Below are 25,808 nucleotides of genomic sequence, written 5' to 3' on the forward strand. Positions count from 1 at the left end.
GGCCGGTGCGGAGCGGGCAGACGGGCGCGCCCCGGTAGGCTCGACGGGTGACGATCCGCATCTCGCCGAGCATCCTGTCCGCCGACTTCGCGAACCTCGAACGCGAGCTCCACCGCATCGAGACCGCCGACCTGGTGCACGTCGACGTGATGGACAACCACTTCGTGCCGAACCTCACGCTGGGCCTGCCGATCGTGCAGCGCCTGCAGGAGGTCTCCCCGGTGCCGCTCGACGTCCACCTCATGATCACGAACGCCGACACCGAGGCGCCGAAGTACGCCGAGACTGGTGCGTCGAGCGTGACGTTCCACTTCGAGGCCGCCGACGACCCGGTGGCGACCGCCGCGGCGATCCGCTCGAACGGCGCCCGGGCAGCCGTCGCGGTGAAGCCCGGCACCCCGATCACCCAGGTGCTCCACCACCTCGACGCCTACGACATGATCCTGCTCATGACGGTCGAGCCCGGGTTCGGCGGCCAGGCGTTCATGCGCTCGGTGATGCCGAAGCTCGCCGACGCCCGTGCGGCGGTCGACGCCTCGGGGCTCGACGTCTGGCTCGAGGTCGACGGCGGGATCGCGGTCGACACGGTGCCCGAGGCGGTCCGCAGCGGTGCCGACACCCTCGTGGCGGGCTCCGCGGTCTACGGCGGCGAGCCGGCCGCGCGCATCGCGGACCTGCGCGAGGCGGCCGCGGCAGCACGCTCGTGACCGGACCGGCGCCCGAGGTGACGGGCGTGGCGGACACGAGCCGCGCCTCCCGTCCGGACGGTACGTCGGCCGTGTCGGCGGGGGACGGTAGCCTGGTGCGCGTGAAGACGTTCGACGACCTGTTCCAGGAGCTCACCGAGAAGGCGCGCACGCGCCCCGAGGGCTCCGGCACCGTCGCCGAACTGGACGCCGGCGTGCACCAGATCGGCAAGAAGATCGTGGAAGAAGCGGCCGAGGTCTGGATGGCGGCCGAGTACGAGGGCGACGAGCGCACCTCGGAGGAGATCTCGCAGCTCGTGTACCACCTGCAGGTGCTCATGGTGGCGAAGGGGCTCACCCCGGCGGACGTCTGGCGACATCTCTGATCCGCTGATCAGCCGCCGACCCTCCACCAGAAAGCAGACCCCCTGATGCTCCGCATCGCCGTGCCCAACAAGGGCTCCCTGTCCGAGACCGCGTCCGACATGCTGCGCGAGGCCGGGTACGCCGGCCGCCGCGACCCGAAGGCGCTCCACCTGCTCGACGAACGCAACGGCGTCGAGTTCTTCTTCCTCCGCCCGCGCGACATCGCCACGTACGTGGGTTCCGGCGCGCTCGACGTCGGCATCACCGGCCGCGACCTGCTGCTCGACTCCGGCTCCGCTGCGCACGAGGTCGACGCGCTCGGATTCGCCGACTCGACGTTCCGGTTCGCCGGTACGCCCGGCCGGTTCAGCACGCTGCAGGACCTCGACGGTGTGCGGGTGGCGACGAGCTACCCCGGGCTCGTGGGGGAGTTCCTCGCGAAGCACGGCGTCACCGCGACGCTCGTGAAGCTCGACGGCGCGGTCGAGAGCGCCGTGCGCCTCGGTGTCGCCGACGCCGTGGCCGACGTGGTCTCGACGGGCAGCACGCTCCGGGCGGCCGGGCTCGAGATCTTCGGGCCGGTCATCCTCGAGTCGACCGCGCTCCTCATCTCCACCGACGAGACGATCCCCGGCATCGACGTCCTGCGGCGCCGACTGCAGGGCGTGCTCGTCGCGCGCGGCTACGTGATGCTCGACTACGACATCCCCACCGGGCTCCTCGAGCAGGCGACCGCCGTCGCGTCGGGCATCGAGTCGCCGACCGTTTCGCCGCTGCACGGTCGCGACTGGTCGGCCGTCCGCGTGATGATCCCGCGCGACGACGCGAACCTCATCATGGACGCGCTGTACGACCTCGGCGCGCGCGCCATCCTCGTCAGCCCGATCCACGCCGCACGACTGTGACCGGGGTGACCGGCTCCGGTGCCGTGCCGCCGGCACGCGCGGGCGGGGTCTCCGTCCGGGTGATCCCATGCCTGGACGTCAAGGGCGGCCGGGTCGTCAAGGGCGTCAACTTCCTGGACCTGCAGGACGCCGGTGACCCGGTCGAGCTCGCCGCGCGCTACTACGAGCAGGGCGCGGACGAGCTGACCTTCCTCGACGTGGGTGCCACGGTCGAGAACCGCGCGACGATGTACGACACGGTGACGCGCACGGCCGAGCAGGTGTTCATCCCGCTCACCGTCGGTGGCGGCGTCCGGAGCGTCGACGACGTGTCGCGACTGCAGCAGTGCGGTGCGGACAAGATCGGCGTGAACAGCGCCGCGATCGCGCGTCCGGACCTCGTCGGCGAGATCGCGGACCGGTTCGGCGCGCAGGCCGTCGTGCTCTCCCTGGACATCAAGCGGTCGGACCGGATGCCGTCGGGCTTCGTCGTGACGACCCACGGCGGTCGGACCGAGTCGGACCTCGACGCGCTCGCCTGGGCGCGCGAGGCCGTCGAGCGGGGCGCGGGGGAGCTCCTCGTCAACTCGATCGACGCGGACGGCACGAAGAACGGGTTCGACGTCGAGCTCGTGGCAGCGGTGCGCGCGGTCGCGTCGGTCCCGGTCATCGCCTCGGGAGGCGCGGGTCGGCTCGAGCACTTCGCCCCCGCGATCGAGGCGGGCGCGGATGCCGTCCTCGCCGCCAGCGTCTTCCACCGCGGCGAGATGACCATCGGTGACGTGAAGGCCGCGCTGCGCGCGACCGGGCACGCCGTCCGCTGATCCGCCGCCGTAGGCTAGGAGTCTCATGACCGACAGCACCAGCACCAGCACGGACGCGGTCCTCGACCGCGCGCGGTTCGGTGCGGACGGGCTGCTCCCCGCCATCGTGCAAGAGGAGTCGTCGAAGGACGTCCTCATGCTCGGCTACATGGACCGAGAAGCGCTCCGCCGCACCCTGACCGAGGGACGGGTGACCTTCTGGTCGCGGTCCCGGAACGAGTACTGGCGCAAGGGCGACACCTCCGGGCACGCGCAGTACGTGCGCGGGGCGGCGTTCGACTGCGATGCGGACACGCTCCTCGTGACCGTCGAGCAGGTCGGTGCCGCGTGCCACACCGGCGCGCACCGCTGCTTCGACGTCGACCCCCTCGAGCCCGTGACGGCGTCCGCGCCCGACGGCGCCGCGTCCGCTCTCGCCGGTGCGCCGTCCGATCTCGCTGGTGCGCCGTCCGCTCTCGCTGGTGGGGCCGTGGAGGAGGCCCGATGAGCACCGCGACGCTCTCCGACACGCCGCACACGACCTCCCGTCCGGAGTTCGACGCCCTGCTCGACGCCCACCGCGTCGTCCCCGTCGTGCGCGCGCTCTACGCCGACAGCGAGACGCCGGTCGGTGTCTACCGGAAGCTCGCCGACGGCCGGCCCGGTACCTTCCTGCTCGAGTCCGCCGGGCAGGGCGGCCTCTGGTCGCGCTGGTCCTTCGTCGGGGTGCGCAGCTTCGGCGTCCTCACCCAGGACGGCGACCGTGCCGCGTGGATCGACACCGGCATCCCGGCGTCCCGCGCCGTGGACTCGCTCGACGGCGAGCCGCTCGAGGTCCTGGCGCGGCTGCACGAGCGCTGGGCGACCCCGCGGATCCCCGGCACCCCGCCGCTCGTCGGTGGCACCGTCGGGTTCATCGGCTGGGAGGCCGTCCGTCAGCTCGAGCACCTGCCGAACGTGCCGCCGGCCGACTTCGACGTGCCGGGGCAGGCCCTCGCGTTCGTGTCCGAGCTCGCCGCGCTCGACCACCGCACCGGGCTCGTCCTGCTCGTCGCCAGCGTGCTGAACGACGGTGTCGACGACGCCGAGGCGCTGTGGGCGGACGCCCAGGCGCGACTCGACCGGATGCAGGCCGACCTCGTGCAGCCCTCCGCCGCGACCGTCGCCGAGGCGTTCGACATCGCCGAGCCGACCCCGACCCACCGGTCCACCCCCGCGGACTACATGGCCGCCGTCGAGCGGTCGAAGGACTTCATCCGCGACGGGGACGTCTTCCAGGTCGTCATCTCGCAGCGGTTCGACCACGAGGTCACCGCGGATCCCCTCGACGTCTACCGCGTGCTGCGGACGCTCAACCCGAGCCCGTACATGTACTTCCTGTCGCTGGCGGACACCGCCGACGAGCGCTTCTGGATCGTCGGTGCCTCGCCCGAGGCCCTGGTCAAGGTGCAGGACGGCCGGGCGATCACCCACCCGATCGCCGGGTCGCGTCCGCGCGGCGCCACACCCGAGGCGGACGTCCGTCTCGGCGAGGATCTGCTCGAGGACCCGAAGGAGCGCGCCGAGCACCTCATGCTCGTCGACCTGGCGCGCAACGACCTGCAGAAGGTCTGCGAGCCGGGCACGGTCGCCGTGACCGAGTTCATGACGGTCGAGCGGTTCAGCCACATCATGCACCTGGTGTCGAGCGTCGAGGGCGCCGTGCGGCCCGGGGCCTCGGCGATCGACGTGTTCCGTGCGACCTTCCCGGCCGGCACCCTCTCCGGGGCGCCGAAGCCGCGGGCGCTCGAGATCATCGACGAGCTCGAACCCGCGAAGCGTGGTGCCTACGCGGGCGTGGTCGGCTACTTCGACTTCGCCGGCGACGCCGACCTCGCGATCGCGATCCGCAGCGCCCTCATCAAGGACGGTGTGGCACGTGTGCAGGCCGGGGCCGGGCTCGTGGCCGACTCCGACCCCGAGACCGAGCACATCGAGGCCGTGAACAAGGCCGCGGCACCGCTGCGTGCCATCGCGACCGCCAATCGGATGCGCGGGGTGCACTCGTGACGGCCCGCCGTTCCCGGCCGCTCGTCGTCGTCGCCGGCCTCGCCGTCGCGGGCATCATCATGCTGTCGTGGACGCAGACCTGGTTCACGGTCCACCTCCACGCGGGCGCTGCCGTCGCCGCGAAGGTGGACGCCGACGGTGCGGCCGCGGTCCCGCAGTACACCGCCCTGGCGATCGCGAGCCTCGCGCTCTTCCTGGCGATGACCATCGCCGGTCGGGTCGTCCGGATCGTGCTCGCCGCCGTCGAGATCCTGCTCGGCGTCGGCGTGGTGGTGTCCGGCATCACCGCCCTGGCCGACCCGGTCGCCGCAGCGAAGGGCGCCGTGGGCGAGGTCGCGGGCGTCGCGGACCTGTCCGCCGTCCGCCGGGCTGTGTCGAGCGTGGACGTGTCGGCGTGGCCGGTCGTCGGCATCGTCGGCGGCGTGCTCGCGGTGGCCCTCGGGGTCGTCGTGCTCGTCGTGCAGCGGTCCTGGCCGGGGCCGAGCCGGAAGTACGGCGCGGCCACCGCGGGTGCGGCGGCGGATGCCCGTGCGGTGCCGCCGGTCGAGCGTGACGCCGTCGTGGACTGGGACGACCTGAGCGCCGGCGTCGACCCGACCTCGGACGCGGTCGCAGGCCCCGACAGCGCAGCCGCGGGCCCCGACGACGCGAGCGCGGGCGCTGCCGGAGCGGCCCCGGACGACACGGTAGGATCGAACGGACGCCGGTCGAACGACGGCGTCGAAGCAGAACGAGGAGCACCGTGAGCAACACTGAGCCCGCAGAACTCGGCGAAGGCCACTCGCCGGCAGCCTGGACCGCCGTCGTGATCATGCTGATCGGATTCGCGGCCGGCACGCTGTTCTTCTGGTTCGACCAGCCGTGGGGCGTCTGGGCCTCCGCCGGCGTGGTGCTCATCGGCCTCATCGTCGGTGGCGTCATGAAGAAGGCGGGCTACGGCGTCGACGGCCCGAAGTTCGTCCCCAAGCACCACTCCGAGTAGGTCCGGCATGCCGAACGTGCTCGAGACCCTCGTCGCGGGCGCGCTCGAGGACGCCGCGGCCCGTCGCGTCGACCGTCCGTACGCGGACGTCGAACGCGACCTGGACCGTGTCGCGTCCCCGCTCGACGCCCTCACGTTCCTGGCCCCCGGCGACCGGGTGAAGATCCTCGCCGAGGTCAAGCGTGCCAGCCCGTCCCGCGGGTCCATGGCCCCGATCGAGGACCCCGCGTCCCTCGCCGCCGACTACGAGCGCGGCGGTGCCTCGACGATCAGCGTCCTGACCGAGGGGCGCAAGTTCCTCGGCAGCCTCGCCGACCTCGAAGCGGTCAAGGCGCGGGTGGGCGTCCCCGTCCTCCGCAAGGACTTCATCGCCGACTCGTACCAGGTGATCGAGGCCCGGGCGTCCGGTGCCGACGTCGTCCTGCTCATCGTGGCGGCGCTCGAGCAGCAGCAGCTGGTCGAGCTCCACACCCTGGCGGAAGAACTCGGCATGCGCGTCCTGGTCGAGGCGCACTCGGCGGACGAGGTCTCGCGCGGCCTCGACGCCGGCGCCCGGATCCTCGGGGTGAACGCCCGCGACCTGACCGACTTCTCGCTCGACCGCGACCTGTTCGGATCGCTCGCCGACCGGATCCCCGACGGGGTCGTGCGCGTCGCCGAGTCCGCGGTCGCCGGTCCGGCCGACGTCGCGCACTACCGTGCCGCCGGCGCCGACGTCGTCCTGGTGGGAGAGGCGCTCGTGACGGGCGACGACCCCGCTGCCACACTCGCGTCGTTCATCGCAGCCGCCGACCGCGACTGACCGACGACAGCATCCATCCCAGCCCGGTTCGCCGGGCGCGTCCCGGGAGACCCATCGTGACCTCACTCCGCGACCTGCACGGACCGTACTTCGGCGACTTCGGCGGGCGGTTCGTCCCCGAGTCGCTCGTCCTCGCGCTCGACGAACTCGAAGCGGCGTTCCGCGAGGCCTGGGCGGACCCGGCCTTCCGCGACGAGCTCGACACGCTCCAGCGCGACTACACCGGGCGGCCCTCGATCATCACCGAGGTGCCCCGGTTCGCCAAGCACGCCGGCGGTGCCCGGATCATCCTCAAGCGCGAGGACCTCAACCACACCGGCTCGCACAAGATCAACAACGTGCTCGGTCAGGCCCTCGTGGCCAAGCGCCTCGGCAAGACGCGCCTCATCGCCGAGACCGGCGCCGGCCAGCACGGCGTCGCGACGGCCACCGCGGCGGCGCTGTTCGGCATGGACTGCGTCGTCTACATGGGCGCCGTCGACACCGAGCGCCAGGCGCTGAACGTCGCCCGGATGCGGCTGCTCGGTGCCGAGGTGATCCCGGTCGAGACCGGCTCCCGCACGCTGAAGGACGCCATCAACGACGCCCTGCGCGACTGGGTCGCCAACGTCGACTCCACGCACTACCTGCTCGGCACCGTCGCCGGCCCGCACCCGTTCCCCGAGATGGTGCGCGAGTTCCACAAGGTCATCGGCGAAGAGGCCCGCCAGCAGGTCCTCGACCGGGTCGGACGCCTGCCCGACGCGGTCGCCGCGTGCGTCGGCGGCGGCTCGAACGCCATGGGCATCTTCGAGGCCTTCCTCGACGACGAGTCCGTCGCGCTGCACGGCTTCGAGGCCGGTGGCGACGGCGTCGAGACCGGTCGGCACGCCGCGAGCATCACGCTCGGTCGCGAGGGCGTCCTCCAGGGCACGAAGTCCTACCTCATGCAGGACGAGGACGGCCAGACGATCGAGAGCCACAGCATCTCCGCCGGGCTCGACTACCCGAGCGTCGGGCCGGAGCACGCCTACCTCGCCTCGATCGGGCGTGCGAAGTACGAGCCGATCACCGACGACGAGGCGATGGAGGCCTTCCGCCTGCTGAGCCGCACCGAGGGCATCCTGCCGGCGATCGAGTCGTCGCACGCCCTCGCCGGGGCGATCAAGCTCGGCAAGGAGCTCGGTCCAGAGGGCGTCATCCTCGTGAACCTGTCCGGCCGGGGTGACAAGGACGTCGCGTCCGCCAGTCGCTACTTCGGCATCCTCGACGAGAACGCGGTGCAGCTGTGACCACGAACCAGACGGTCGCGACGACGATCGACACCGCCAACGCCGAGCGCGCGGGGGCCGTCGTCGGCTACCTGCCCGCCGGCTACCCCGACGTGCAGACGAGCGTCGACGCGGCCGTGGCCCTGGCCGAGAACGGCGTCGACGTCATCGAGCTCGGCCTGCCGTACTCCGACCCGGTGATGGACGGCCCGGTCATCCAGCGGGCGGCAGAGGAGAGCCTGGCGAACGGCTTCCGCGTCGCGCAGGTCTTCGACGCCGTGCACCAGATCACCGAGCGGGCGAACGTGCCCGTGCTCGTGATGACCTACTGGAACCCGGTGCTCCGGTACGGCGTCGAGCGGTTCGCCGACGACCTCGTCGCCGCGGGTGCCGCCGGGCTCATCACGCCGGACCTCATCCCCGACGAGGGCGCCGAGTGGATCCGCGAGTCGGAGCGCACCGGCCTGGACCGGGTGTTCCTCGCGGCCCCGTCCTCGTCGGACACGCGCATGCAGCAGGCGGTCCGGTCCAGCCGCGGGTTCGTCTACGCCGTCTCCACGATGGGCGTCACCGGCGCGCGCGAGGGCGTCGACGTCGCAGCCCGCACCGTCGTGTCGCGGCTCCGCGACGCCGGGGTCGAGCGCACGTGCGTCGGTCTCGGCATCTCGACGGCGGAGCAGGTCGGCGAGGTCCTCGAGTACGCCGACGGCGCGATCATCGGCTCCGCCTTCGTCCGGGCCCTCGCGGACCTCGGCGTGCAGGGCGTGGCGGACCGGGCAGCCGACCTCACCTCGGGCGCGCAGCGCCGCTGACGTCCAGGAGGCGCGGTGCCGGCGACCCCGTCGGCCCACCTGCACCGCGGTGCGGTTGAGCGACGCGTCCCGCCCGCACCGCGCCTGGCGTCGGTCACAGTTTCCACAGGACCGGGCCCTCGGTTCCTGACGCACGCACCTCCCGCGCTACAGTGAGCGGGGCCGACGGCACGTCGGCACCGCGCCCAGCCAGCACCGAAAGGCGACAGCACCTCCATGCCCCTCCTGAGCATCCCGAGCCCGAGCACCGCGTGGCAGTACTTCGACCTGACCGCCTGGCTGCGCGACGCGTTCGGTTGGTCGCTGCCGCTCGACTTCCGCATCCACGCCTACGCGATCTGCATCCTGCTCGGGATCGTCGCCGCCGTCATCCTCGCGAACCGCCGGCTCAACGCGCGCGGCGTCGAGCGCTGGATCATCATCGACATCGCGATCTGGGCCGTCCCCGCCGGGATCATCGGCGGTCGCCTGTTCCACGTGTTCACCCACGTCAGCGACTACTTCGGTCCCGGGCGCGACCCGCTGTCCTTCCTCTACATCTGGGAGGGCGGCCTCGCCATCTTCGGCGCGCTCATCCTCGGTTCGGTCGGCGCCTACATCGGCTGCCGCCAGGTCGGCCTGCGGTTCACCGCGTTCATCGACGCCGTCGTGCCGGGCGTGCTGCTCGCCCAGGCGTTCGGTCGCCTCGGCAACTACTTCAACCACGAGCTCTTCGGCATGCCGACCAGCCTGCCGTGGGGCCTGCAGATCGAGTCGTCGAACGCGGCGTTCCCGAAGGGCCTGCCCGAGGGCACGCTGTTCCACCCGACGTTCCTCTACGAGATCATCTGGAACGTCGTCGGCGTCGTCGTGATCCTGCTGCTCGACAAGAAGTTCCGCCTGCAGTGGGGCAAGGTCCTGTCGCTCTACCTGATCTGGTACGGCATCGGTCGCTCGGTCCTCGAGTCCATCCGCGTCGACACGAGCGAGACGTTCTTCGGCATCCGGACGAACGTGTGGATGTCCTTCGCGGCGATCCTGCTCGGCATCATCATCTTCCTCGTCCAGTCCAAGCGGCACCTCGGCAAGGAGCCGAGCCCGTACCTGCCCGGTCGCGAGCCTCGCTCGAAGTCCGGGGTAGACTCGGACGACACCTGGTCAGAGTCCGACGACGACGCTCCGGCGACCGTCACCGACTCCGATCCGGTCACCAGCAGCACCGCTGGCCGCGCGTAGGAAGCACCCCTCCTGCGTGACCGATCCCGATCGGTCACGAGTGTCAGCAGCACCTCCCGGACCCACCACAAGCGGGTCCGACACCTCGCACGCCGCCAGGGCAACTCACTGACGGCGGGCACGGGCACCAGTCCCGCCCATCTGGGCGGAACGCACCACCGGGCCACCGCTGTCCCTGTTCCACTTCCTCGTGAGGACGGTTCCCCATGGCGCTCCAGCCACCCCAGTCCCCGGCGGCACTCGTGCCGCCGCACCGTCGGTTCTCCGCGATCCCGGACGCCACCGGCATGTACGACCCGGCGAACGAGAAGGACGCGTGCGGCCTGGCGATGGTCGCGACGCTCCGCGGCACGGCCGGGCACGACATCGTCGACGCCGCCCTCGGTGCGCTGCGCAACCTCGAACACCGGGGCGCGGTCGGTTCGGACGCCGGGACTGGCGACGGTGCGGGCATCCTCTGCCAGGTGCCCGACGAGTTCTTCCGCGCCGAGGTGTCCTTCGACCTTCCAGCAGCGGGGGAGTACGCGGTCGGTACCGCGTACCTGCCCGTCGACGAGGACGACCGCCACGCGGTGAAGGGCGCCGTCGAGCGACTCGCGCGTGAAGAGGGCCTGCGGGTCCTCGGCTGGCGCGAGGTCCCCGTCCGACCCGAGGTCCTCGGCACCCTGGCCCGCGCGGCGATGCCCGCGTTCGAGCAGCTCTTCGTCGCCTCGATCCGGCACGACGTGCACGGCGCGTCGTGGAGCGGCGTCGCGCTCGACCGCCAGGCCTTCCGCCTCCGGAAGCGTGCCGAGCACGACACCGAGGTCTACTTCATGTCGCTGTCGAGCCGGACCATGGTCTACAAGGGCATGGTCACGACGCTCCAGCTCGAGCCGTTCTACCCGGACCTCAGCGACGAGCGCTTCGCGTCGAAGCTCGCGATCGTGCACTCCCGCTACTCCACGAACACGTTCCCCTCGTGGCCGCTCGCGCAGCCGTTCCGCACGCTCGCGCACAACGGTGAGATCAACACCGTCCGTGGCAACCGCAACTGGATGCGGGCCCGGCAGTCGCAGCTGCAGAGCGAACTGCTCGGCGACATGGCGCCCCTGCTGCCGATCGTCAGCCCGGGCGCCAGCGACTCGGCGTCCTTCGACGAGGTGCTCGAGCTCCTGACGCTCACCGGCCGGTCGCTGCCGCACGCGGTGTCGATGATGGTCCCTGAAGCGTGGGAGAACCAGGTCGGGATGGACCCCGAGCTCCGGGCGTTCTACGAGTACCACTCGATGCTCATGGAGCCGTGGGACGGCCCGGCAGCCATCACGTTCACCGACGGCACGCTCGTCGGCGCCACCCTCGACCGCAACGGCCTGCGCCCCGGGCGCTTCCTCGTGACCGACGACGGCCTGATCGTCATGGGCTCCGAGACGGGCGTCATCGACGTGCCGGCCGACAAGGTCGTGCGCAAGGGCCGGCTCCGTCCCGGACGGATGTTCCTCGTCGACACCGAGGCCGGTCGCATCATCGAGGACGACGAGGTCAAGCGCGAGCTGGCCACGTCCGGCCCGTGGGGCGAGTGGCTCGACGGCGGCCGGATCAACCTCGGTGACCTGCCGGACCGCGAGCACATCGTGCACACGCCCGCTTCGGTGACCCGTCGGCAGCGCGCCTTCGGCTACACCGAGGAAGAGGTCCGCATCCTGCTGCGTCCGATGGCGCAGACCGGAGCGGAGCCGCTCGGGGCGATGGGCTCGGACACGCCGATCGCGGTGCTGTCCCAGCGTCCCCGGCTGCTCTTCGACTACTTCACCCAGCAGTTCGCCCAGGTGACGAACCCGCCGCTCGACTCGATCCGCGAGCAGGTCATCACCTCGATGGGCATGGGTCTCGGGCCGGAGCGCAACCTCCTGAGCGCCGGTCCCGAGCACGCGAAGCAGATCACGCTCGACTTCCCCGTGATCGACAACGACGAGCTCGCCAAGATCCAGCACTTCGAGACCGAGTCCGGTCGCCACCTGACCGTGACGATCAAGGGCCTGTACCGCGTCGACGCCGGCAAGAAGGCCATGCAGAAGCGCATCGCCGCGGTCTGCGACGAGGTCGACGCGGCGATCGAGGCCGGCAAGCAGTTCATCGTGCTGTCCGACCGCGACGGCAACGCCGAACAGGCACCGGTGCCCAGCCTGCTGCTGCTCGCCGCCGTGCACCACCACCTGATCCGCACCGAGCAGCGCATGAAGGTCGGGCTCATCGTCGAGGCCGGTGACGTGCGCGAGGTCCACCACGTCGCGACCCTCATCGGCTACGGCGCCTCGGCCATCAACCCGTACCTCGCGATGGAGACCTGCGAGATCCTCGTCCGCCAGGGCATGATCAGCGGCATCACGCCGGAGCAGGCCGTCAAGAACGTGATCAAGGCGCTCGGCAAGGGCGTGCTGAAGATCATGTCGAAGATGGGCATCTCGACGGTGTCGAGCTACGCCGGCGCGCAGGCGTTCGAGGCCGTCGGGCTCAGCCAGGAGTTCGTCGACCGGTACTTCACCGGGACCTCGTCGATCCTCGGCGGCGTCGGCATCGAGGTCATCGCGAAGGAGAACGCCGAGCGGCACGCCCAGGCGTACCCGCAGGACGGCGCGGTCCTCTCGCACGAGCGCCTGCAGACCGGCGGCGAGTACCAGTGGCGTCGCGAAGGCCCGCCGCACCTCTTCAACCCGGACACCGTGTTCCGGCTGCAGCACGCGACGCGCTCCCGTCGCTACGACATCTTCCGCGAGTACTCGCAGGCGGTCGACGACCAGTCCGAGCAGCTGATGACGCTCCGCGGCCTCTTCCGCTTCGCGCAGGGTGCCCGCAAGCCGGTCCCGCTGGACGAGGTCGAGCCGATCGAGTCGATCGTCAAGCGGTTCAACACCGGTGCGATGTCCTACGGTTCCATCTCGAAGGAAGCCCACGAGACGCTCGCGATCGCGATGAACCGTCTCGGCGGCCGGTCGAACACGGGCGAGGGCGGCGAGGACGTCGACCGCCTGCTCGACCCCGAGCGTCGGAGCGCGATCAAGCAGGTCGCGTCCGGGCGGTTCGGCGTCACGAGCATGTACCTGACGCACGCGACCGACATCCAGCTGAAGATGGCGCAGGGTGCGAAGCCGGGCGAGGGCGGGCAGCTGCCCCCGACGAAGGTGTACCCGTGGGTGGCCCGCACCCGGCACGCGACCGCGGGTGTCGGCCTGATCTCGCCGCCGCCGCACCACGACATCTACTCGATCGAGGACCTCAAGCAGCTGATCTTCGACGTCAAGCGGGCGAACCCGTCCGCACGCGTCCACGTGAAGCTCGTGAGCCAGTCGGGCATCGGGGCCGTGGCCGCCGGTGTGACGAAGGCCCTCGCCGACGTCGTCCTGGTCTCCGGGCACGATGGCGGGACCGGTGCGTCGCCGCTGAACTCGCTCAAGCACGCGGGCACCCCGTGGGAGATCGGCCTCGCCGAGACGCAGCAGACGCTCATGCTCAACGGCATGCGCGACCGCGTCGTCGTGCAGGTCGACGGGCAGATGAAGACCGGCCGTGACGTCGTCGTGGCCGCGCTGCTCGGCGCCGAGGAGTACGGCTTCGCGACCGCGCCGCTCGTGGTCGAGGGCTGCATCCTCATGCGGGTGTGCCACCTCGACACGTGCCCGGTCGGCGTCGCGACCCAGAACCCCGAGCTCCGCAAGCGATTCAGCGGCAAGCCGGAGTTCGTCGTGAACTTCTTCGAGTTCATCGCGCAAGAGGTCCGCGAGCTCCTCGCCGAGCTCGGCTTCCGGTCCCTCGAAGAGGCGATCGGCCACGCCGACGCCCTCGACGTCGACCGCGCGGTCGAGCACTGGAAGGCGTCCGGCCTCGACCTCGAGCCCGTGCTCAAGGGACCGCGGTTCGACGCCGACGAGCCCCGCCGGCACCAGCGCGACCAGGACCACGAGCTGGAGCAGCACTTCGACGTGCAGCTCATCCAGCAGACGGCCGACGTCCTCGAGCACGGCGGGACGATCGCGCTCGACCTGCCGATCCGGAACACGGAGCGCGCTGTCGGCACGATGCTCGGCCACGAGGTGACGCTCCGCCACGGCGAGAACGGCCTGCCGTCGGGGTCGATCGACGTGACGTTGCGCGGTTCCGCCGGGCAGTCGCTCGGTGCGTTCCTGCCGGCGGGCATCACGCTCCGCCTGGTCGGGGACAGCAACGACTACGTCGGCAAGGGGCTGTCCGGCGGCGAGATCGTCGTGCGGCCCGACGCGGGCAGCGGCTTCGACCCCGCGCAGAACGTCATCGCCGGCAACGTCATCGGCTACGGCGCGACCCAGGGCAGCATGTTCATCCGCGGCATCGTGGGCGAACGCTTCCTGGTGCGCAACTCCGGTGCGACCGCCGTCGTCGAGGGCGTGGGGGACCACGCGCTCGAGTACATGACCGGTGGGCTCGCCCTGATCCTCGGCGAGACGGGTCGGAACCTCGGCGCCGGCATGTCCGGCGGGACCGCGTACGTCCGCGGCCTGCGGGAAGAGCACGTGAACACCGACTCGCTCGCGTCCGGTGAACTCCGGCTCGAGCCGCTCGACAGCGCCGACGTCGAGATCGTGAACGACCTGCTCGCGCGGCACGCTGCCGAGACCGGGTCGACCCTCGCGAGCGAACTGCTCGAGTCCGGTGACCTGAGCGACTTCGTCAAGGTGCTGCCGCGGGACTACGCGGCCGTGCTCGAGACCCGACAGCAGGCCGTCGACGAGGGCCTCGACCCGGACGGCGACGTCGTCTGGAACCGCATTCTGGAGGTGACCGGTGGCTGACCCCAAGGGATTCCTGAAGGTCCAGGAGCGCGAGCTCCCGGCCCGACGACCCGTGCCCGTGCGGCTCATGGACTGGAAAGAGGTCTACGAGCAGCAGGAGTCCGGCGCGCTCAAGCGACAGGCCGGACGCTGCATGGACTGCGGCGTCCCGTTCTGCCACCAGGGGTGCCCGCTCGGCAACCTCATCCCCGAGTGGAACGACCTCACCTGGCGCGGCGAGGGCCGGCAGGCGATCGAGCGGCTCCACGCGACGAACAACTTCCCGGAGTTCACGGGTCGGCTGTGCCCGGCACCGTGCGAGGCGTCCTGCGTGCTGGGCATCAACCAGCCGCCGGTGACGATCAAGCAGGTCGAGGTCTCGATCATCGACGAGGCGTTCCAGAACGGCTGGGTCACGCCCCACCCGCCGGAGCGCCTGACCGGCAAGACCGTCGCGGTCGTCGGGTCCGGTCCCGCCGGGCTCGCCGCCGCACAGCAGCTGACCCGCGCCGGCCACACCGTCGCGGTGTACGAGCGCGACGACCGCATCGGTGGTCTGCTCCGCTACGGCATCCCGGACTTCAAGATGGAGAAGCGTCAGATCGACGCGCGGCTCGCCCAGATGCAGGCGGAGGGCACCCGCTTCCGTGCGGGCGTCGAGATCGGGCGCGACATCACCTGGGACGACCTGAAGTCCCGGTACGACGCGGTCGTCGTCGCCACCGGCGCCACGGTCCCGCGCGACCTGCCGATCCCGGGGCGCGACCTCGCCGGCGTGCACTTCGCGATGGACTACCTCGTGCAGCAGAACAAGGCGAACGCCGGCACGACCGTCGACAACCAGGTCACGGCCGAGGGCAAGCACGTCGTCGTCATCGGCGGCGGCGACACCGGTGCGGACTGCATCGGGACCGCCCACCGGCAGGGTGCGCTCAGCGTGACGAACCTCGCGATCGGCAAGCAGCCGCCGCTGGAGCGTCCGTCCGAGCAGCCGTGGCCGATGTTCCCGACCGTGTTCGAGGTCACGAGCGCCCATGAAGAGGGCGGCGAACGCCACTACCTCGCGTCCACCGTCGAGTTCCTCGCGAACGAGGCCGGCGAGGTCCGGGCGCTCCGCGTCGCCGAGACCGAGTACCTCGACGGCCGCCGGGTCCCGAAGGCCGGCACCGAGCGCGAGATCCCCGCGGACCTCGTCCTCGTCGCCATGGGCTTCACCGGTCCCGAGACCGACACGCTGGCGCCGCAGCTCGGACTGCCCGTGACGGTCTCCGGTGCCGTCGCCCGCCAGGCCGACTACACGACCAACGAGCCGGGCGTCTTCGTCGCGGGCGACGCCGGTCGTGGGCAGTCGCTCATCGTGTGGGCGATCGCCGAGGGTCGGGCCGCCGCCGCGAAGGTCGACGAGTACCTCGAGGGCTCGACGATCCTCCCGGCTCCGGTCAAGGCGACCGACCGGGCGATCTCGGTCTGACGATGGACGTCCACCCGATGCCCACCCAGCAGTGAGCGACAGGCCACCGGCACTCGATAGGGTGCTGGTGGCCTCGCTTCGTTCCGCGCGGCCCCACAGCGCGGAAACCCAAGCACCATCCACCACCACGAAGGAATCCATTGAGACGCGCAAAGATCGTTTCGACGCTCGGACCGGCAACGTCGGAGTACGAGACCGTCAAGGAGATCATCGAGGCAGGCGTCGACGTCGCCCGCCTCAACCTCAGCCACGGTGACTACAGCGTCCACGAGGCCAACTACGAGAACGTCCGTCGCGCCGCCGAGGAGCTCGGCAAGCCCGTCGCGATCCTCGTCGACCTGCAGGGTCCGAAGATCCGCCTCGCGAAGTTCGCCGACGGCCCGCACGACCTCGCGGTCGGCGACGTGTTCACCATCACCACCGAGGACGTCCCCGGCTCGAAGGAGATCTGCGGCACGACCTTCAAGGGCCTCCCGCAGGACGTCAAGCCCGGTGACCCGCTGCTCATCGACGACGGCCGGGTCCGCCTCCGCGTGCTCGACACCGACGGCGTGCGCGTCCGCACCGAGGTCGTCGTCGGCGGCACCGTGTCCAACAACAAGGGCATCAACCTGCCCGGCGTCGCCGTGAACGTCCCCGCGCTCAGCGAGAAGGACGAGGCGGACCTCCGCTGGGGCATCCGCCAGGGTGCCGACCTCATCGCGCTGTCGTTCGTGCGAAACGCCGCCGACGTCGAGCGTGCCCACGAGATCATGGACGAAGAGGGCAAGCGCCTCCCGGTGATCGCAAAGATCGAGAAGCCGCAGGCCGTCGACGCGCTCGAGGAGATCATCGACGCGTTCGACAGCATCATGGTCGCCCGCGGTGACCTCGGTGTGGAGCTCCCGCTCGAGGCCGTCCCGATCGTGCAGAAGCGCGCCGTCGAGCTCGCCCGCCGCATGGCGAAGCCGGTCATCGTCGCGACCCAGATGCTCGAGTCGATGATCTCGTCGCCGATCCCGACCCGCGCCGAGACCTCCGACGTCGCGAACGCCGTGCTCGACGGCGCGGACGCGGTCATGCTCTCGGGCGAGACCAGCGTCGGCGAGTACCCGGTGCAGACGGTCCGCACGATGGCCCGCATCGTCGAGTCCACCGAGGACCACGGCCTCGAGCGCATCGCGCCGCTCGGCACCAAGCCGCGCACCCTCGGCGGGGCGATCACGCTCGCCGCGGTCGAGATCGCGGAGTTCACCGAGGCCTCGTACCTCTGCGTGTTCACCGAGTCCGGCGACTCGGCCCGCCGCATGTCGCGTCTGCGCCACGGCCTGCCGATCATCGCGTTCACCCCGAACGAGGCGACGCGTCGCCGCATGGCCCTCACGTGGGGTGTCCGCTCGTTCCTCGTCGAGCGCAAGACCCACACCGACGAGCTCTTCTCGCAGGTGGACGACGTCCTCCTCGAGAACGGCCTCGCCGCCCCCGGGGACCGCGTCATCGTGACGGCCGGTTCCCCTCCCGGCATCGAGGGGTCGACGAACGACCTGCGCGTGCACCGCGTGGGCGACGCCCACGCCGAGGCCGCTCCGGCCTACGTGCGCGACTGACGTCGCGTCGCGTCGCGTCCCGACAGGGCGCGGACGGGAGGCACGGCGCGGCAACGCGTGCAGCCTCCGGTCCGCGCCCTGTCGCGTTCCGCCCCGCGGCCGCGTGACCACGCGGTCGCGCGAGCGGGCAGGATGGCCGGTGTGAGCCTCCAGTCCCGACCCACCGCCCAGCGCACCGACGTCCGGCGCTGGCGCCGCTACCTGGCGGACGAACGGGCGGAAGCCGCCGTCTACCGGAACCTCGCCGCCCGGCGACACGGTGAGGAACGCGAGATCCTGTCCGCCCTGGCCGAGGCCGAGGGGCGGCACGAACAGCACTGGCTCGACCTGCTCGGCGACGACGTCGGGCGGCCGCAGCGCGGGAGCCTCCGCACCCGGGTGCTCGCGTCGCTGGCGAAGCGGTTCGGGTCGGTGTTCGTCCTCGCGCTCATGCAGCGCGCCGAGGACCGCTCGCCCTACGCCGACGACGCCGACGCGACCGCGAGCATGGCGGCCGACGAACGGATCCACGGCGAGGTCGTCCGGGGGCTCGCCAACCGCGGGCGGATGCGTCTGTCCGGCACCTTCCGTGCCGCGGTGTTCGGCGCGAACGACGGCCTCGTGTCGAACCTGGCGCTCATCATCGGCGTCAGCGCGTCCGGGGCGGACCGGCACTTCGTCCTCCTGAGCGGCATCGCGGGACTCCTCGCCGGCGCGCTGTCGATGGGGGCGGGGGAGTACGTCTCGGTGCGGTCGCAGCGCGAGCTCCTCACGGCATCGGCGCCGCACCCCGAAGCCGGCCGGGCCGTCGCGGACCTCGACGTGGACGCGAACGAGCTCGCCCTCGTGTACCGCGCTCGGGGCATGTCCGAGGCCGAGGCCCAGCAGCACGCCGACGACGTCCTCGGCGGAGCCGCGGTGACGGGCACGGCGCCGGTGGACGACCACGAGGCCATCGGCAACGGCATGAGCGCGGCGGTCTCGAGCTTCTGCTTCTTCGCGTCGGGGGCGATCATCCCGGTGCTCCCGTACCTGTTCGGCCTCGAGGGGTGGGCGGCGATCGCGGTCGCGGCGCTCCTCGTCGGGATCGCCCTGCTCGGCACGGGTGCGGTGGTCGGCGTGCTGAGCGGTGCGTCGCCCCTGCGTCGGGCGCTCCGGCAGCTCGCGATCGGGTTCGGTGCGGCAGCGGTCACCTACGGGCTCGGGCTGCTGTTCGGGACGGGCAGCGCCTAGCCCTCCGACGACCGACGAGGCCGCGTCCGGCCCTCCCGCGCTAGCGACGTACGGCCGCCCGGGGCGGGAGCAGCAGCAGGGCCGCGGCGCCGACGACGATGAGCGCGATGCCCGAGAAGACCATGAACACGGTCAGTGCGAGCCCGGGCGCCACCAGCACGACCACGCCCCCGAGGATCGAGAGCACCCCGCTCACGATCGACGGGACCCGCGACGACCCCGGGTGTCCCACGAAGCCGCCGATCAACGACGCGATCCCCTCGATGATGAAGCCGACGCCGGCGAGCACCGCGTAGACGACGAGCGGTACGGCGGGGTCCAGCAGCGTCACGAGTCCGGCGACCCCGACCAGGCCACCGACGACGCCGGAGGTCCAGCGCCACACCGGCGGCGTGCCGTGGCCCCGCACCGCGGCGAACACCCGCAGTGCGCCGGCCACGACGAGGTACACGCCGAACAGCAGCGCGACGACGACGAGCGACGGCCGCGGCCAGACGATCGCGACGATGCCGAGCGCGATGGCGACGACCGCGGTGACGATGACGAACACGCGGAACGTGCGGACGGCACGAGAGTCCACGAGCACTCCTCCCTGTCAGGTCTGCTCGCTCCGACGCTACCTCGGCCGGCAGCGGTCGGTTCGTCGCGCGGAGGGCGAAGCGCCGCGGAGCGGTGCAACCGGATGCAACCTGCGCCGCCGTAGCGTTCGGGCAGGCGCGGACCCAGCGCCCCGACAGAGTCGTCGAAAGGTGTCCACCATGACCATCGCACCGTCACCATCCACCTACGCCGCACCCGGCGAGGAGGGGTCCCTCGTCTCGTACCGCTCCCGGTACGACCACTACATCGGCGGCGCGTACGTCCCGCCGGCCGGGGGACAGTACTTCGAGAACCCCACACCCGTCACCGGCAAGGTGTTCACCGAGATCGCCCGCGGCGACTCCACCGACGTCGACCGTGCGGTCGAGGCCGCGTGGAAGGCGTTCCCGGCCTGGGGTCGGACGAGCGTCGCCGAACGCGCCGGCATCCTCAACAGGATCGCGGACCGGATGGAGCAGAACCTCGAGGCCCTGGCGGTCGCGGAGACATGGGAGAACGGCAAGCCCATCCGCGAGACCATCGGCGCGGACATCCCGCTGGCGATCGACCACTTCCGCTACTTCGCCGGGGCGATCCGCGCGCAGGAGGGCTCGACGGGGGAGATCGACCACGACACCGTGGCCTACCACTTCCACGAACCGCTCGGCGTCGTCGGGCAGATCATCCCGTGGAACTTCCCCATCCTGATGGCGGTGTGGAAGCTCGCTCCGGCGCTGGCGGCGGGCAACTGCGTCGTCCTGAAGCCGGCCGAGCAGACGCCGGCGTCCATCCACGTGCTCATCGACCTGATCGGGGACCTGCTCCCGGCCGGTGTCCTCAACGTCGTGAACGGCTTCGGCATCGAGGTCGGTGCACCGCTCGCGCAGCACCCGGACATCCGCAAGGTCGCCTTCACGGGGGAGACGACCACGGGCCGGCTCATCATGCAGTACGCGTCGCAGAACCTCATCCCCGTGACGCTCGAACTCGGCGGCAAGAGCCCGAACGTCTTCTTCGCCGACGTCGCCCAGCAGCAGGACGCCTTCTACGACAAGGCACTCGAGGGCTTCGCCTTCTTCAACCTCAACCAGGGCGAGGTCTGCACCTGCCCGTCGCGGGCACTCGTGGCGAGGGAGATCTACGACGGCTTCGTCGCGGACGGCCTCGACCGGGTGCGTGCCGTCAAGCAGGGGCACCCGCTCGACCTGTCGACGATGATCGGCGCGCAGGCGTCGAACGACCAGCTCGAGAAGATCCTGAGCTACATCGACATCGGGAAGCAGGAGGGCGCGAAGCTCCTCACCGGTGGCGAGCGGGCGGACCTCGGCGGGGAGCTGTCCGGCGGGTACTACGTCACGCCGACGGTGTTCGAGGGGGACAACTCGATGCGGATCTTCCAGGAGGAGATCTTCGGCCCGGTCCTCGCGCTGACGAGCTTCAGCGGCTACGACGACGCGATCTCGATCGCCAACGACACGCTGTACGGCCTCGGCGCCGGGGTGTGGAGCCGCGAGGCCACCACGCTCTACCGCGCCGGCCGTGACATCCAGGCCGGGCGCGTGTGGGAGAACACCTACCACCAGTACCCCGCCGGAGCGGCGTTCGGCGGCTACAAGCAGTCCGGCATCGGACGGGAGAACCACAAGATGATGCTGGAGCACTACCAGCAGACGAAGAACCTGCTGGTGTCCTACGCCGAGGGCCCGATGGGCTTCTTCTGATGCCCGACACCGACGACGGGCCGGCCACCGACGACCGGCCCGCCACCGCCCGCGTGGCGGTGACGCCGGCGGCGGCGGAGCTCCTGCGCTCCCTCGCCGCCCGGCACGGCCCGCTCATGTTCCACCAGTCGGGCGGGTGCTGCGACGGCTCCAGCCCGATGTGCTACCCCGTCGGCATGTTCATGACCGGCTCGGGCGACGTGCTCCTCGGCGCGCTCGAGGTCGACGGCATCGCGCCCGTCGAGGTGTACATGTCGCGGTCGCAGTTCGAGTACTGGAAGTACACCCACCTCACGATCGACGTCGTGGACGGTCGTGGCGCGGGCTTCTCCCTCGAGGTGCCGGAGGGCAAGCGGTTCCTCACCCGCTCCCGGATGCTGGACGATGCCGAGCTCGCGGATCTCGGCCTGGTCAGCGCCGGCCCTGGCCCGAGCGGGGTGCCGGACGTAGGCTGACCGCACCGCTCGCGACGACGCGACGGGGACCGGACAGGAGGGCGTATGCGCGAACCGTCCGGTCTCCGCCCGCTCGTCGCTGCGTCCTGGCGTCGCTCCGCCCGCGTCGACCCCGAGACCGTGCCGACGCCCTCGATCGGCGAGGACGAACTCGACTCCCTGCGCCGCGCCGGTCCGCTCGGCACGGCGCTGCCGGTCGTCCGACGACTGCTGCTCGACGACGTCCGGTCGGCGGGGTGCGTCGTCGCCCTCGCGGACGCATCGGGTCGGCTCGTCTGGGTGGACGGCGCACGATCCGCCCGGCGCGCCGCGGAGGGCATGGGGTTCGTCCCCGGTGCCGACTGGGCGGAGGAACGCGCCGGGACGAGTGCTCCGGGGACCGCGCTCCGGCTCGGGCGCGCCGTGCAGATCCACGCCGAGGAGCACTACGCGACGGCCGTGAAGGGGTTCTCCTGCACGGCGGTCCCGCTCCGCGACGCCGCGGGCACGGTGGTCGGCGCGCTCGACATCACGGGCGACGACCGCGCCGTCGAACGCCACACGCTGCCGCTCCTGACGGCGACGGCCGCGGCGGCCGAGGCCGAACTCGCGCTGGCGGCGCTCTCGGCCCGGAGCGCACACCGTCCGGCTGCGGCCCCGTCCGCCGAGCTCACCCTGCTCGGGTCCGACACCGCGACGCTGCACGCCGGGTCGCGGTCGGTCGCGTTGTCGGAGCGGCACTCGGAGATCCTCGCGGTGCTCGCCGCGAACCCGCAGGGACTGGCCGCCGCGGACCTCGCGGTCGCCGTGTACGGCGACCCGCGCGCCGTCCAGACGCTGCGGGCCGAGGTGGTGCGGCTCCGCCGTGTCCTCGCCCACCACGCGCTCGACGCGCGCCTGACGTCCAGGCCGTACCGCCTGGAGGGGATCCGGACCGACGTCGAGACGGTCCTCTCCGCGCTCGACCGCGGGGCGCGCCTCCAGGCCGTCGACCGGTACACCGGACCGGTCCTGCCGGGGTCCGCGTCGCCCGGGGTCGACGACCTGCGTGACCGCGTCCGGTCCCGATTCCGTGAGTCGCTCCTCCAGGACGGCGGGGTGGACGCGCTGCAGGCGTGGGCACGCACCGCGGACGGTGCGGCGGACGAGCAGGTGCTGCGGGCGCTGCTCGCGGCGTTGCCGCGTCGGTCGCCGCGGCGGGCGGGCGTGGTGGCGGCGATCGAGGCGATCGAGCGTCCCTGAGCGGACGGCTCCGCCGGCTCGGGAGGCACGGCACACGTCGGTCCGTCGGCCGACGGCGCGCGCCTCCCGCGGCGGGTGCGGGGTGGTCAGGACCCGGTCGTCGGCTCCGGTGTCGAGGTGGCGCCCGCGTCGGGTGCGGCCGGCGGGGTCGGTGCCTCGCCGTCCTTCGGCGGGGTCGGAACCTTCCCGTCCTTCGGCGGCTTCGGTGCCGTTCCGTCCTTCGGCGGGGTGGGTGCCGTGCCGTCCTTCGGGGGCTTGGGTGCCTTCCCGTCCTTCGGCGGGGTCGGAGCCGTGCCGTCCTTCGGCGGGGTCGGCGCCTTCCCGTCGGCGAGCGGGCCGGCGACGCAGCCGGGGGTGGTGCCGGTGTCGCCCTTCCCGGCGGGCCCGGCGGCGGGTCCGTCCGTGGGCGCGCCGGTCGGTGCGCCGCTCGGTGCTCCGGACGGGGTTCCGGTCGCCGCTGCGCTCGGCGTGGCGGGGGCCGCCACTGCTGCGCTCACCCCGATCCCGCCGAGGACCAGCACGGCCGCCGCTGCGGATCCGATCCCGACCGCGCGGAGGGTCCGGCGACGCTTCGTGCCCTGTTCGTTCTCCATGGTGTTCTCCTGTTCGTCCGTCGGTCGACCGGGTCGGTCCGCCGACGAGGACGACGCTCGGGTTCGAATCTGAAGCAGGACTGAAGCATTCGTGGCGCACAGGGTTTCTCCAGGCCGTTCCATGCTCCGTGCTGGCGGAGCAGACCTACGGTGTCCGCCGTGACCGCACCCGCCCGCATCCTGGTCGTCGAGGACGACGACTCCCTCCGCACCGCCGTCGTGACGACCCTCCGCGCCGAGGGGTTCTCCGTCGCCGAGGTCGCGGACGGCCGTTCCATCGCCGCCGACCTCGACCGCACCGCCCCGGACCTCGTCCTGCTCGACTGGATGCTCCCCGGGCCGAGCGGGATCCTGCTCGCCGCCCGCATCCGGGCCCGGTCGGACGCCGCTGTCGTGATGACCACCGCGCGGGACGAGCTCGACGACCGTCTGCGCGGGTTCGCCGAGGGGGCGGACGACTACGTCGTGAAGCCGTTCGCGATGGCCGAACTCGTCGCCCGGGTGACGGCGGTGCTCCGGCGCCGAGGACGGGTGCCGTCCGTGATCGAGGTGGGCGACCTCGTGCTCGACCCCGACGGCTCCACGGTCCGCCGCGCCGGCGTGCTGCTCGACCTGACCGCGACCGAGTTCCGACTCCTCCGGTTCCTCGCCGAGAGCCGCGGACGGACGGTGTCGAAGGGGCAGATCACGACCCAGGTCTGGGGCTACGAGGACATTGCACCCAACCTGGTCGAGGTGCACCTCAGCGCACTGCGGCGGAAGATGGAGGCGCACGGGCCGCGGCTCGTGCACACCGTCCGGGGCCTCGGGTACCGGCTCGCGGTGGACCGGGGTGCGGCGTGATGCGCGACGGACGCCTGCGGACCACCTCGCTCCGGCTGCGGACCGTGGTCGCGATCCTCGTGCTCCTCGCGGTCCTGCTGACGGCCCTCGTCGTCGCGGTCGAGGCCGTCCTCGGCGCCCGACTGACCGCGCAGGTCGAGGACCGCCTGCGTGACCGGGCGTCCGCTGCGGCCGCGCTCGTCGGGGTGCTCGACGCGAGCGACCTCGCCGACCGGTTGTCGGCGCAGGGGCTCTCCGTGCGGATCGTCGAACCCGACGGCGCCGCGGTCGAGGCCGGCCCCAGCCCCGAGCAGTTGCGGAAGGGGCCACCCGACCCGACGGGCCTGCCCGGACCGGCGGCCCGGTCCTCGGCGGCTCCGTCGACCACCGGCTCGTCCGAAAGTACCGGCGCCACCATCACGTCGTCGTCGGTGCACGAGGACGACGGCGTGCTGACCCTCCGCTCGGACCTCGAGGACGGCACCCGCATCACGCTGACCGCCGGCACGCGCGACGTGCAGGAGACCCTGGCGCAGCTCGGCTGGGTGATGGGCGGTGCGTCCGCCGCCTTCCTCGGCGTCGCCGTCGTGGGTGTCGTGCTCGTCGTCCGACGCTCGCTGCGCCCGCTCGACGAGATGACCGCCGCCGCCCGGTCCATCACCGCGGGGGACCGCGGACGCCGACTCCGGCCGTCCCGCACCGACACGGAGATCGGCCGGGTGGCGCTCGCCCTCGACGAGATGCTCGACGCGGTCGAGGGCGCGGAAGCGCAGGCCGTCGCCGCCGAGGAACGTGTCCGCGCGTTCCTGTCGGACGCCGCCCACGAGCTGCGGACCCCGGTCGCCGGTGTCCGGGCCGCGGCGGACACCCTCGTGCGCAACGGTCCGGACGACCCGGAGACGAACGAGCTGCTCGCGGTGCACGTCGTGCGGCAGGCCGACCGGGCGGCTCGGCTCGTCGACGACATGCTGACGATGGCGCGGCTGGACCGGGGGATCGCCCTCGACCGGCGCCGGACGGACCTCGTCGACTGGCTCCCTGCCGAGGCCGAGCGGCTCCGCATCCGGCTGCCCGGTGTGGACGTCCGCATCGAGGTCCCCGAGCACCCGGTCGACGCCGATGTGGACCCGGACCGGCTCGCCCAGGTGCTCGGCAACCTGGTCGACAACGCCGCGAGGGCCACCGGGGGCACCGGCACGGTCCGGCTCGCGCTCAGCAACGGACCGGGCGGCATGCTGCTCCGTGTCGAGGACGACGGCCCCGGGATCCCGGCAGCCGACCGCGAGCGCGTGTTCGACCGACTCGTCCGGCTCGAGGACGCTCGGGACACCCGCTCCGGCGGCGCCGGCCTCGGGCTGCCGATCGCGCGCGGCATCGCCGTCGCGCACGGCGGTTCGCTCGCGCACGGCGCCGACGGCGAGCTCGGCGGCGCGGTGTTCGACGTGCGCCTGCCCGCGAGCGTCACGGTGCCGGCCGGTGCACGTCCGCGAGCGGGCGTCCTGCTAGCCTGATGCC

The 25,808-nt window shown here is 72.0% G+C and carries 23 protein-coding genes; 21 read left to right on the forward strand and 2 right to left on the reverse strand.

From position 1 onward, the window contains the following. Positions 1-47 precede the first annotated feature (47 nt). The 16 genes from rpe (at position 48) to BIV03_RS15340 (ending at position 18,902) form a co-directional block, all read left to right on the forward strand. A complete protein-coding gene (rpe, locus tag BIV03_RS15265; protein ID WP_071296283.1) occupies positions 48-707 on the forward strand; it encodes a ribulose-phosphate 3-epimerase in 660 nt (219 codons plus the stop codon). Positions 708-808: 101 nt separating this feature from the next. Then, positions 809-1,072, forward strand: a complete 264-nt coding sequence (locus tag BIV03_RS15270) for a phosphoribosyl-ATP diphosphatase (protein WP_031259753.1) — start codon at positions 809-811, stop codon at positions 1,070-1,072. Positions 1,073-1,117: 45 nt separating this feature from the next. After that, complete coding sequence (hisG, locus tag BIV03_RS15275) at positions 1,118-1,957, forward strand: ATP phosphoribosyltransferase (RefSeq protein ID WP_022906699.1); 840 nt, start codon at positions 1,118-1,120, stop codon at positions 1,955-1,957. A gap of 5 nt (positions 1,958-1,962) precedes the next feature. Next, the gene (gene hisF, locus BIV03_RS15280; RefSeq protein WP_254790922.1) at positions 1,963-2,760 is read left to right on the forward strand and encodes an imidazole glycerol phosphate synthase subunit HisF; all 798 of its coding nucleotides are present in this window, start codon (positions 1,963-1,965) and stop codon (positions 2,758-2,760) included. A 25-nt stretch (positions 2,761-2,785) separates the two neighbouring features. Next, positions 2,786-3,247, forward strand: coding sequence for a phosphoribosyl-AMP cyclohydrolase (gene hisI / locus BIV03_RS15285; protein ID WP_368086576.1), 462 nt, complete (start codon positions 2,786-2,788; stop codon positions 3,245-3,247). Further along, the gene (locus BIV03_RS15290) at positions 3,244-4,788 is read left to right on the forward strand and encodes an anthranilate synthase component I (RefSeq protein ID WP_071296284.1); all 1,545 of its coding nucleotides are present in this window, start codon (positions 3,244-3,246) and stop codon (positions 4,786-4,788) included. Before hisI ends, BIV03_RS15290 begins: the two co-directional genes overlap by 4 nt. After that, complete coding sequence (locus tag BIV03_RS15295) at positions 4,785-5,534, forward strand: Trp biosynthesis-associated membrane protein (protein WP_071296285.1); 750 nt, start codon at positions 4,785-4,787, stop codon at positions 5,532-5,534. The genes BIV03_RS15290 and BIV03_RS15295 overlap by 4 nt, the downstream gene beginning before the upstream one ends. Then, positions 5,531-5,770, forward strand: coding sequence for an HGxxPAAW family protein (locus BIV03_RS15300; protein WP_070416235.1), 240 nt, complete (start codon positions 5,531-5,533; stop codon positions 5,768-5,770). Before BIV03_RS15295 ends, BIV03_RS15300 begins: the two co-directional genes overlap by 4 nt. 16 nt (positions 5,771-5,786) lie before the next feature. Continuing rightward, a complete protein-coding gene (gene trpC, locus BIV03_RS15305; protein WP_071296362.1) occupies positions 5,787-6,572 on the forward strand; it encodes an indole-3-glycerol phosphate synthase TrpC in 786 nt (261 codons plus the stop codon). Positions 6,573-6,628: 56 nt separating this feature from the next. Continuing rightward, positions 6,629-7,843 (forward strand): tryptophan synthase subunit beta, encoded by a 1,215-nt coding sequence (gene trpB / locus BIV03_RS15310; RefSeq protein WP_070416234.1) that lies wholly within the window; start codon positions 6,629-6,631, stop codon positions 7,841-7,843. After that, positions 7,840-8,634, forward strand: coding sequence for a tryptophan synthase subunit alpha (trpA, locus tag BIV03_RS15315; protein ID WP_070416233.1), 795 nt, complete (start codon positions 7,840-7,842; stop codon positions 8,632-8,634). Before trpB ends, trpA begins: the two co-directional genes overlap by 4 nt. A 216-nt stretch (positions 8,635-8,850) precedes the next feature. Then, entirely contained in the window at positions 8,851-9,849 is a 999-nt protein-coding gene (gene lgt, locus BIV03_RS15320) for a prolipoprotein diacylglyceryl transferase (protein ID WP_083403471.1), read from the forward strand. Positions 9,850-10,136: 287 nt separating this feature from the next. Further along, positions 10,137-14,654 (forward strand): glutamate synthase large subunit, encoded by a 4,518-nt coding sequence (gltB, locus tag BIV03_RS15325; RefSeq protein WP_071296364.1) that lies wholly within the window; start codon positions 10,137-10,139, stop codon positions 14,652-14,654. After that, positions 14,647-16,104: a glutamate synthase subunit beta gene (locus BIV03_RS15330; protein ID WP_071296286.1), complete on the forward strand. Its 1,458-nt coding sequence runs from the start codon at positions 14,647-14,649 to the stop codon at positions 16,102-16,104. Before gltB ends, BIV03_RS15330 begins: the two co-directional genes overlap by 8 nt. Before the next feature lie 140 nt (positions 16,105-16,244). Further along, positions 16,245-17,690 carry a pyruvate kinase gene (gene pyk / locus BIV03_RS15335; RefSeq protein ID WP_070416231.1) on the forward strand — a complete coding sequence of 482 codons (1,446 nt, stop codon included), beginning with the start codon at positions 16,245-16,247 and terminating at the stop codon, positions 17,688-17,690. Between the two features lie 132 nt (positions 17,691-17,822). Further along, positions 17,823-18,902, forward strand: a complete 1,080-nt coding sequence (locus BIV03_RS15340; protein ID WP_071296287.1) for a VIT1/CCC1 transporter family protein — start codon at positions 17,823-17,825, stop codon at positions 18,900-18,902. A gap of 40 nt (positions 18,903-18,942) precedes the next feature. Here the strand turns inward: BIV03_RS15340 and BIV03_RS15345 are convergent, their stop codons facing one another. Beyond that, positions 18,943-19,482 carry an HdeD family acid-resistance protein gene (locus tag BIV03_RS15345; protein WP_175475893.1) on the reverse strand — a complete coding sequence of 180 codons (540 nt, stop codon included), beginning with the start codon at positions 19,480-19,482 and terminating at the stop codon, positions 18,943-18,945. Between the two features lie 178 nt (positions 19,483-19,660). On the opposite strand from BIV03_RS15345, the gene BIV03_RS15350 reads away from it, so the two are divergent. From BIV03_RS15350 to BIV03_RS15360, 3 genes are read left to right on the forward strand one after another with little or no spacing between them, the layout of a single operon-like run. Further along, entirely contained in the window at positions 19,661-21,202 is a 1,542-nt protein-coding gene (locus tag BIV03_RS15350) for an aldehyde dehydrogenase family protein (protein WP_071296289.1), read from the forward strand. Continuing rightward, on the forward strand, positions 21,202-21,657 hold the full coding sequence (locus tag BIV03_RS15355; RefSeq protein ID WP_071296290.1) for a DUF779 domain-containing protein: 456 nt from the start codon (positions 21,202-21,204) through the stop codon (positions 21,655-21,657). The genes BIV03_RS15350 and BIV03_RS15355 overlap by 1 nt, the downstream gene beginning before the upstream one ends. Positions 21,658-21,702: 45 nt before the next feature. After that, positions 21,703-22,878: a GAF domain-containing protein gene (locus BIV03_RS15360; protein ID WP_071296291.1), complete on the forward strand. Its 1,176-nt coding sequence runs from the start codon at positions 21,703-21,705 to the stop codon at positions 22,876-22,878. A gap of 86 nt (positions 22,879-22,964) precedes the next feature. On the opposite strand, the gene BIV03_RS15365 is transcribed toward BIV03_RS15360, so the two are convergent. Continuing rightward, entirely contained in the window at positions 22,965-23,471 is a 507-nt protein-coding gene (locus BIV03_RS15365; RefSeq protein WP_071296292.1) for a hypothetical protein, read from the reverse strand. A gap of 159 nt (positions 23,472-23,630) precedes the next feature. Between BIV03_RS15365 and BIV03_RS15370 the strand changes: the two genes are divergently transcribed. Continuing rightward, complete coding sequence (locus tag BIV03_RS15370) at positions 23,631-24,314, forward strand: response regulator transcription factor (RefSeq protein WP_071296365.1); 684 nt, start codon at positions 23,631-23,633, stop codon at positions 24,312-24,314. Then, positions 24,314-25,804, forward strand: a complete 1,491-nt coding sequence (locus tag BIV03_RS15375; RefSeq protein WP_071296293.1) for a HAMP domain-containing sensor histidine kinase — start codon at positions 24,314-24,316, stop codon at positions 25,802-25,804. Before BIV03_RS15370 ends, BIV03_RS15375 begins: the two co-directional genes overlap by 1 nt. The last annotated feature ends 4 nt before the right edge of the window (positions 25,805-25,808 follow it).

The organism is Curtobacterium sp. MCBA15_016, assembly GCF_001865105.1.
Lineage (GTDB): Bacteria > Actinomycetota > Actinomycetes > Actinomycetales > Microbacteriaceae > Curtobacterium.

What these genes read in the sequence shown, in the direction of transcription:
- BIV03_RS15350 (WP_071296289.1), top strand. Translation starts at nt 19,661, where the DNA reads ATGACCATCGCACCGTCACCATCCACCTACGCCGCACCCGGCGAGGAG.
- hisG (WP_022906699.1), top strand. Translation starts at nt 1,118, where the DNA reads ATGCTCCGCATCGCCGTGCCCAACAAGGGCTCCCTGTCCGAGACCGCG.
- BIV03_RS15360 (WP_071296291.1), top strand. Translation starts at nt 21,703, where the DNA reads ATGCGCGAACCGTCCGGTCTCCGCCCGCTCGTCGCTGCGTCCTGGCGT.
- BIV03_RS15365 (WP_071296292.1), bottom strand. Translation starts at nt 23,471, where the DNA reads ATGGAGAACGAACAGGGCACGAAGCGTCGCCGGACCCTCCGCGCGGTC.
- BIV03_RS15340 (WP_071296287.1), top strand. Translation starts at nt 17,823, where the DNA reads ATGGCCGGTGTGAGCCTCCAGTCCCGACCCACCGCCCAGCGCACCGAC.
- hisI (WP_368086576.1), top strand. Translation starts at nt 2,786, where the DNA reads ATGACCGACAGCACCAGCACCAGCACGGACGCGGTCCTCGACCGCGCG.
- BIV03_RS15375 (WP_071296293.1), top strand. Translation starts at nt 24,314, where the DNA reads ATGCGCGACGGACGCCTGCGGACCACCTCGCTCCGGCTGCGGACCGTG.
- BIV03_RS15290 (WP_071296284.1), top strand. Translation starts at nt 3,244, where the DNA reads ATGAGCACCGCGACGCTCTCCGACACGCCGCACACGACCTCCCGTCCG.
- BIV03_RS15355 (WP_071296290.1), top strand. Translation starts at nt 21,202, where the DNA reads ATGCCCGACACCGACGACGGGCCGGCCACCGACGACCGGCCCGCCACC.
- gltB (WP_071296364.1), top strand. Translation starts at nt 10,137, where the DNA reads ATGTACGACCCGGCGAACGAGAAGGACGCGTGCGGCCTGGCGATGGTC.
- lgt (WP_083403471.1), top strand. Translation starts at nt 8,851, where the DNA reads ATGCCCCTCCTGAGCATCCCGAGCCCGAGCACCGCGTGGCAGTACTTC.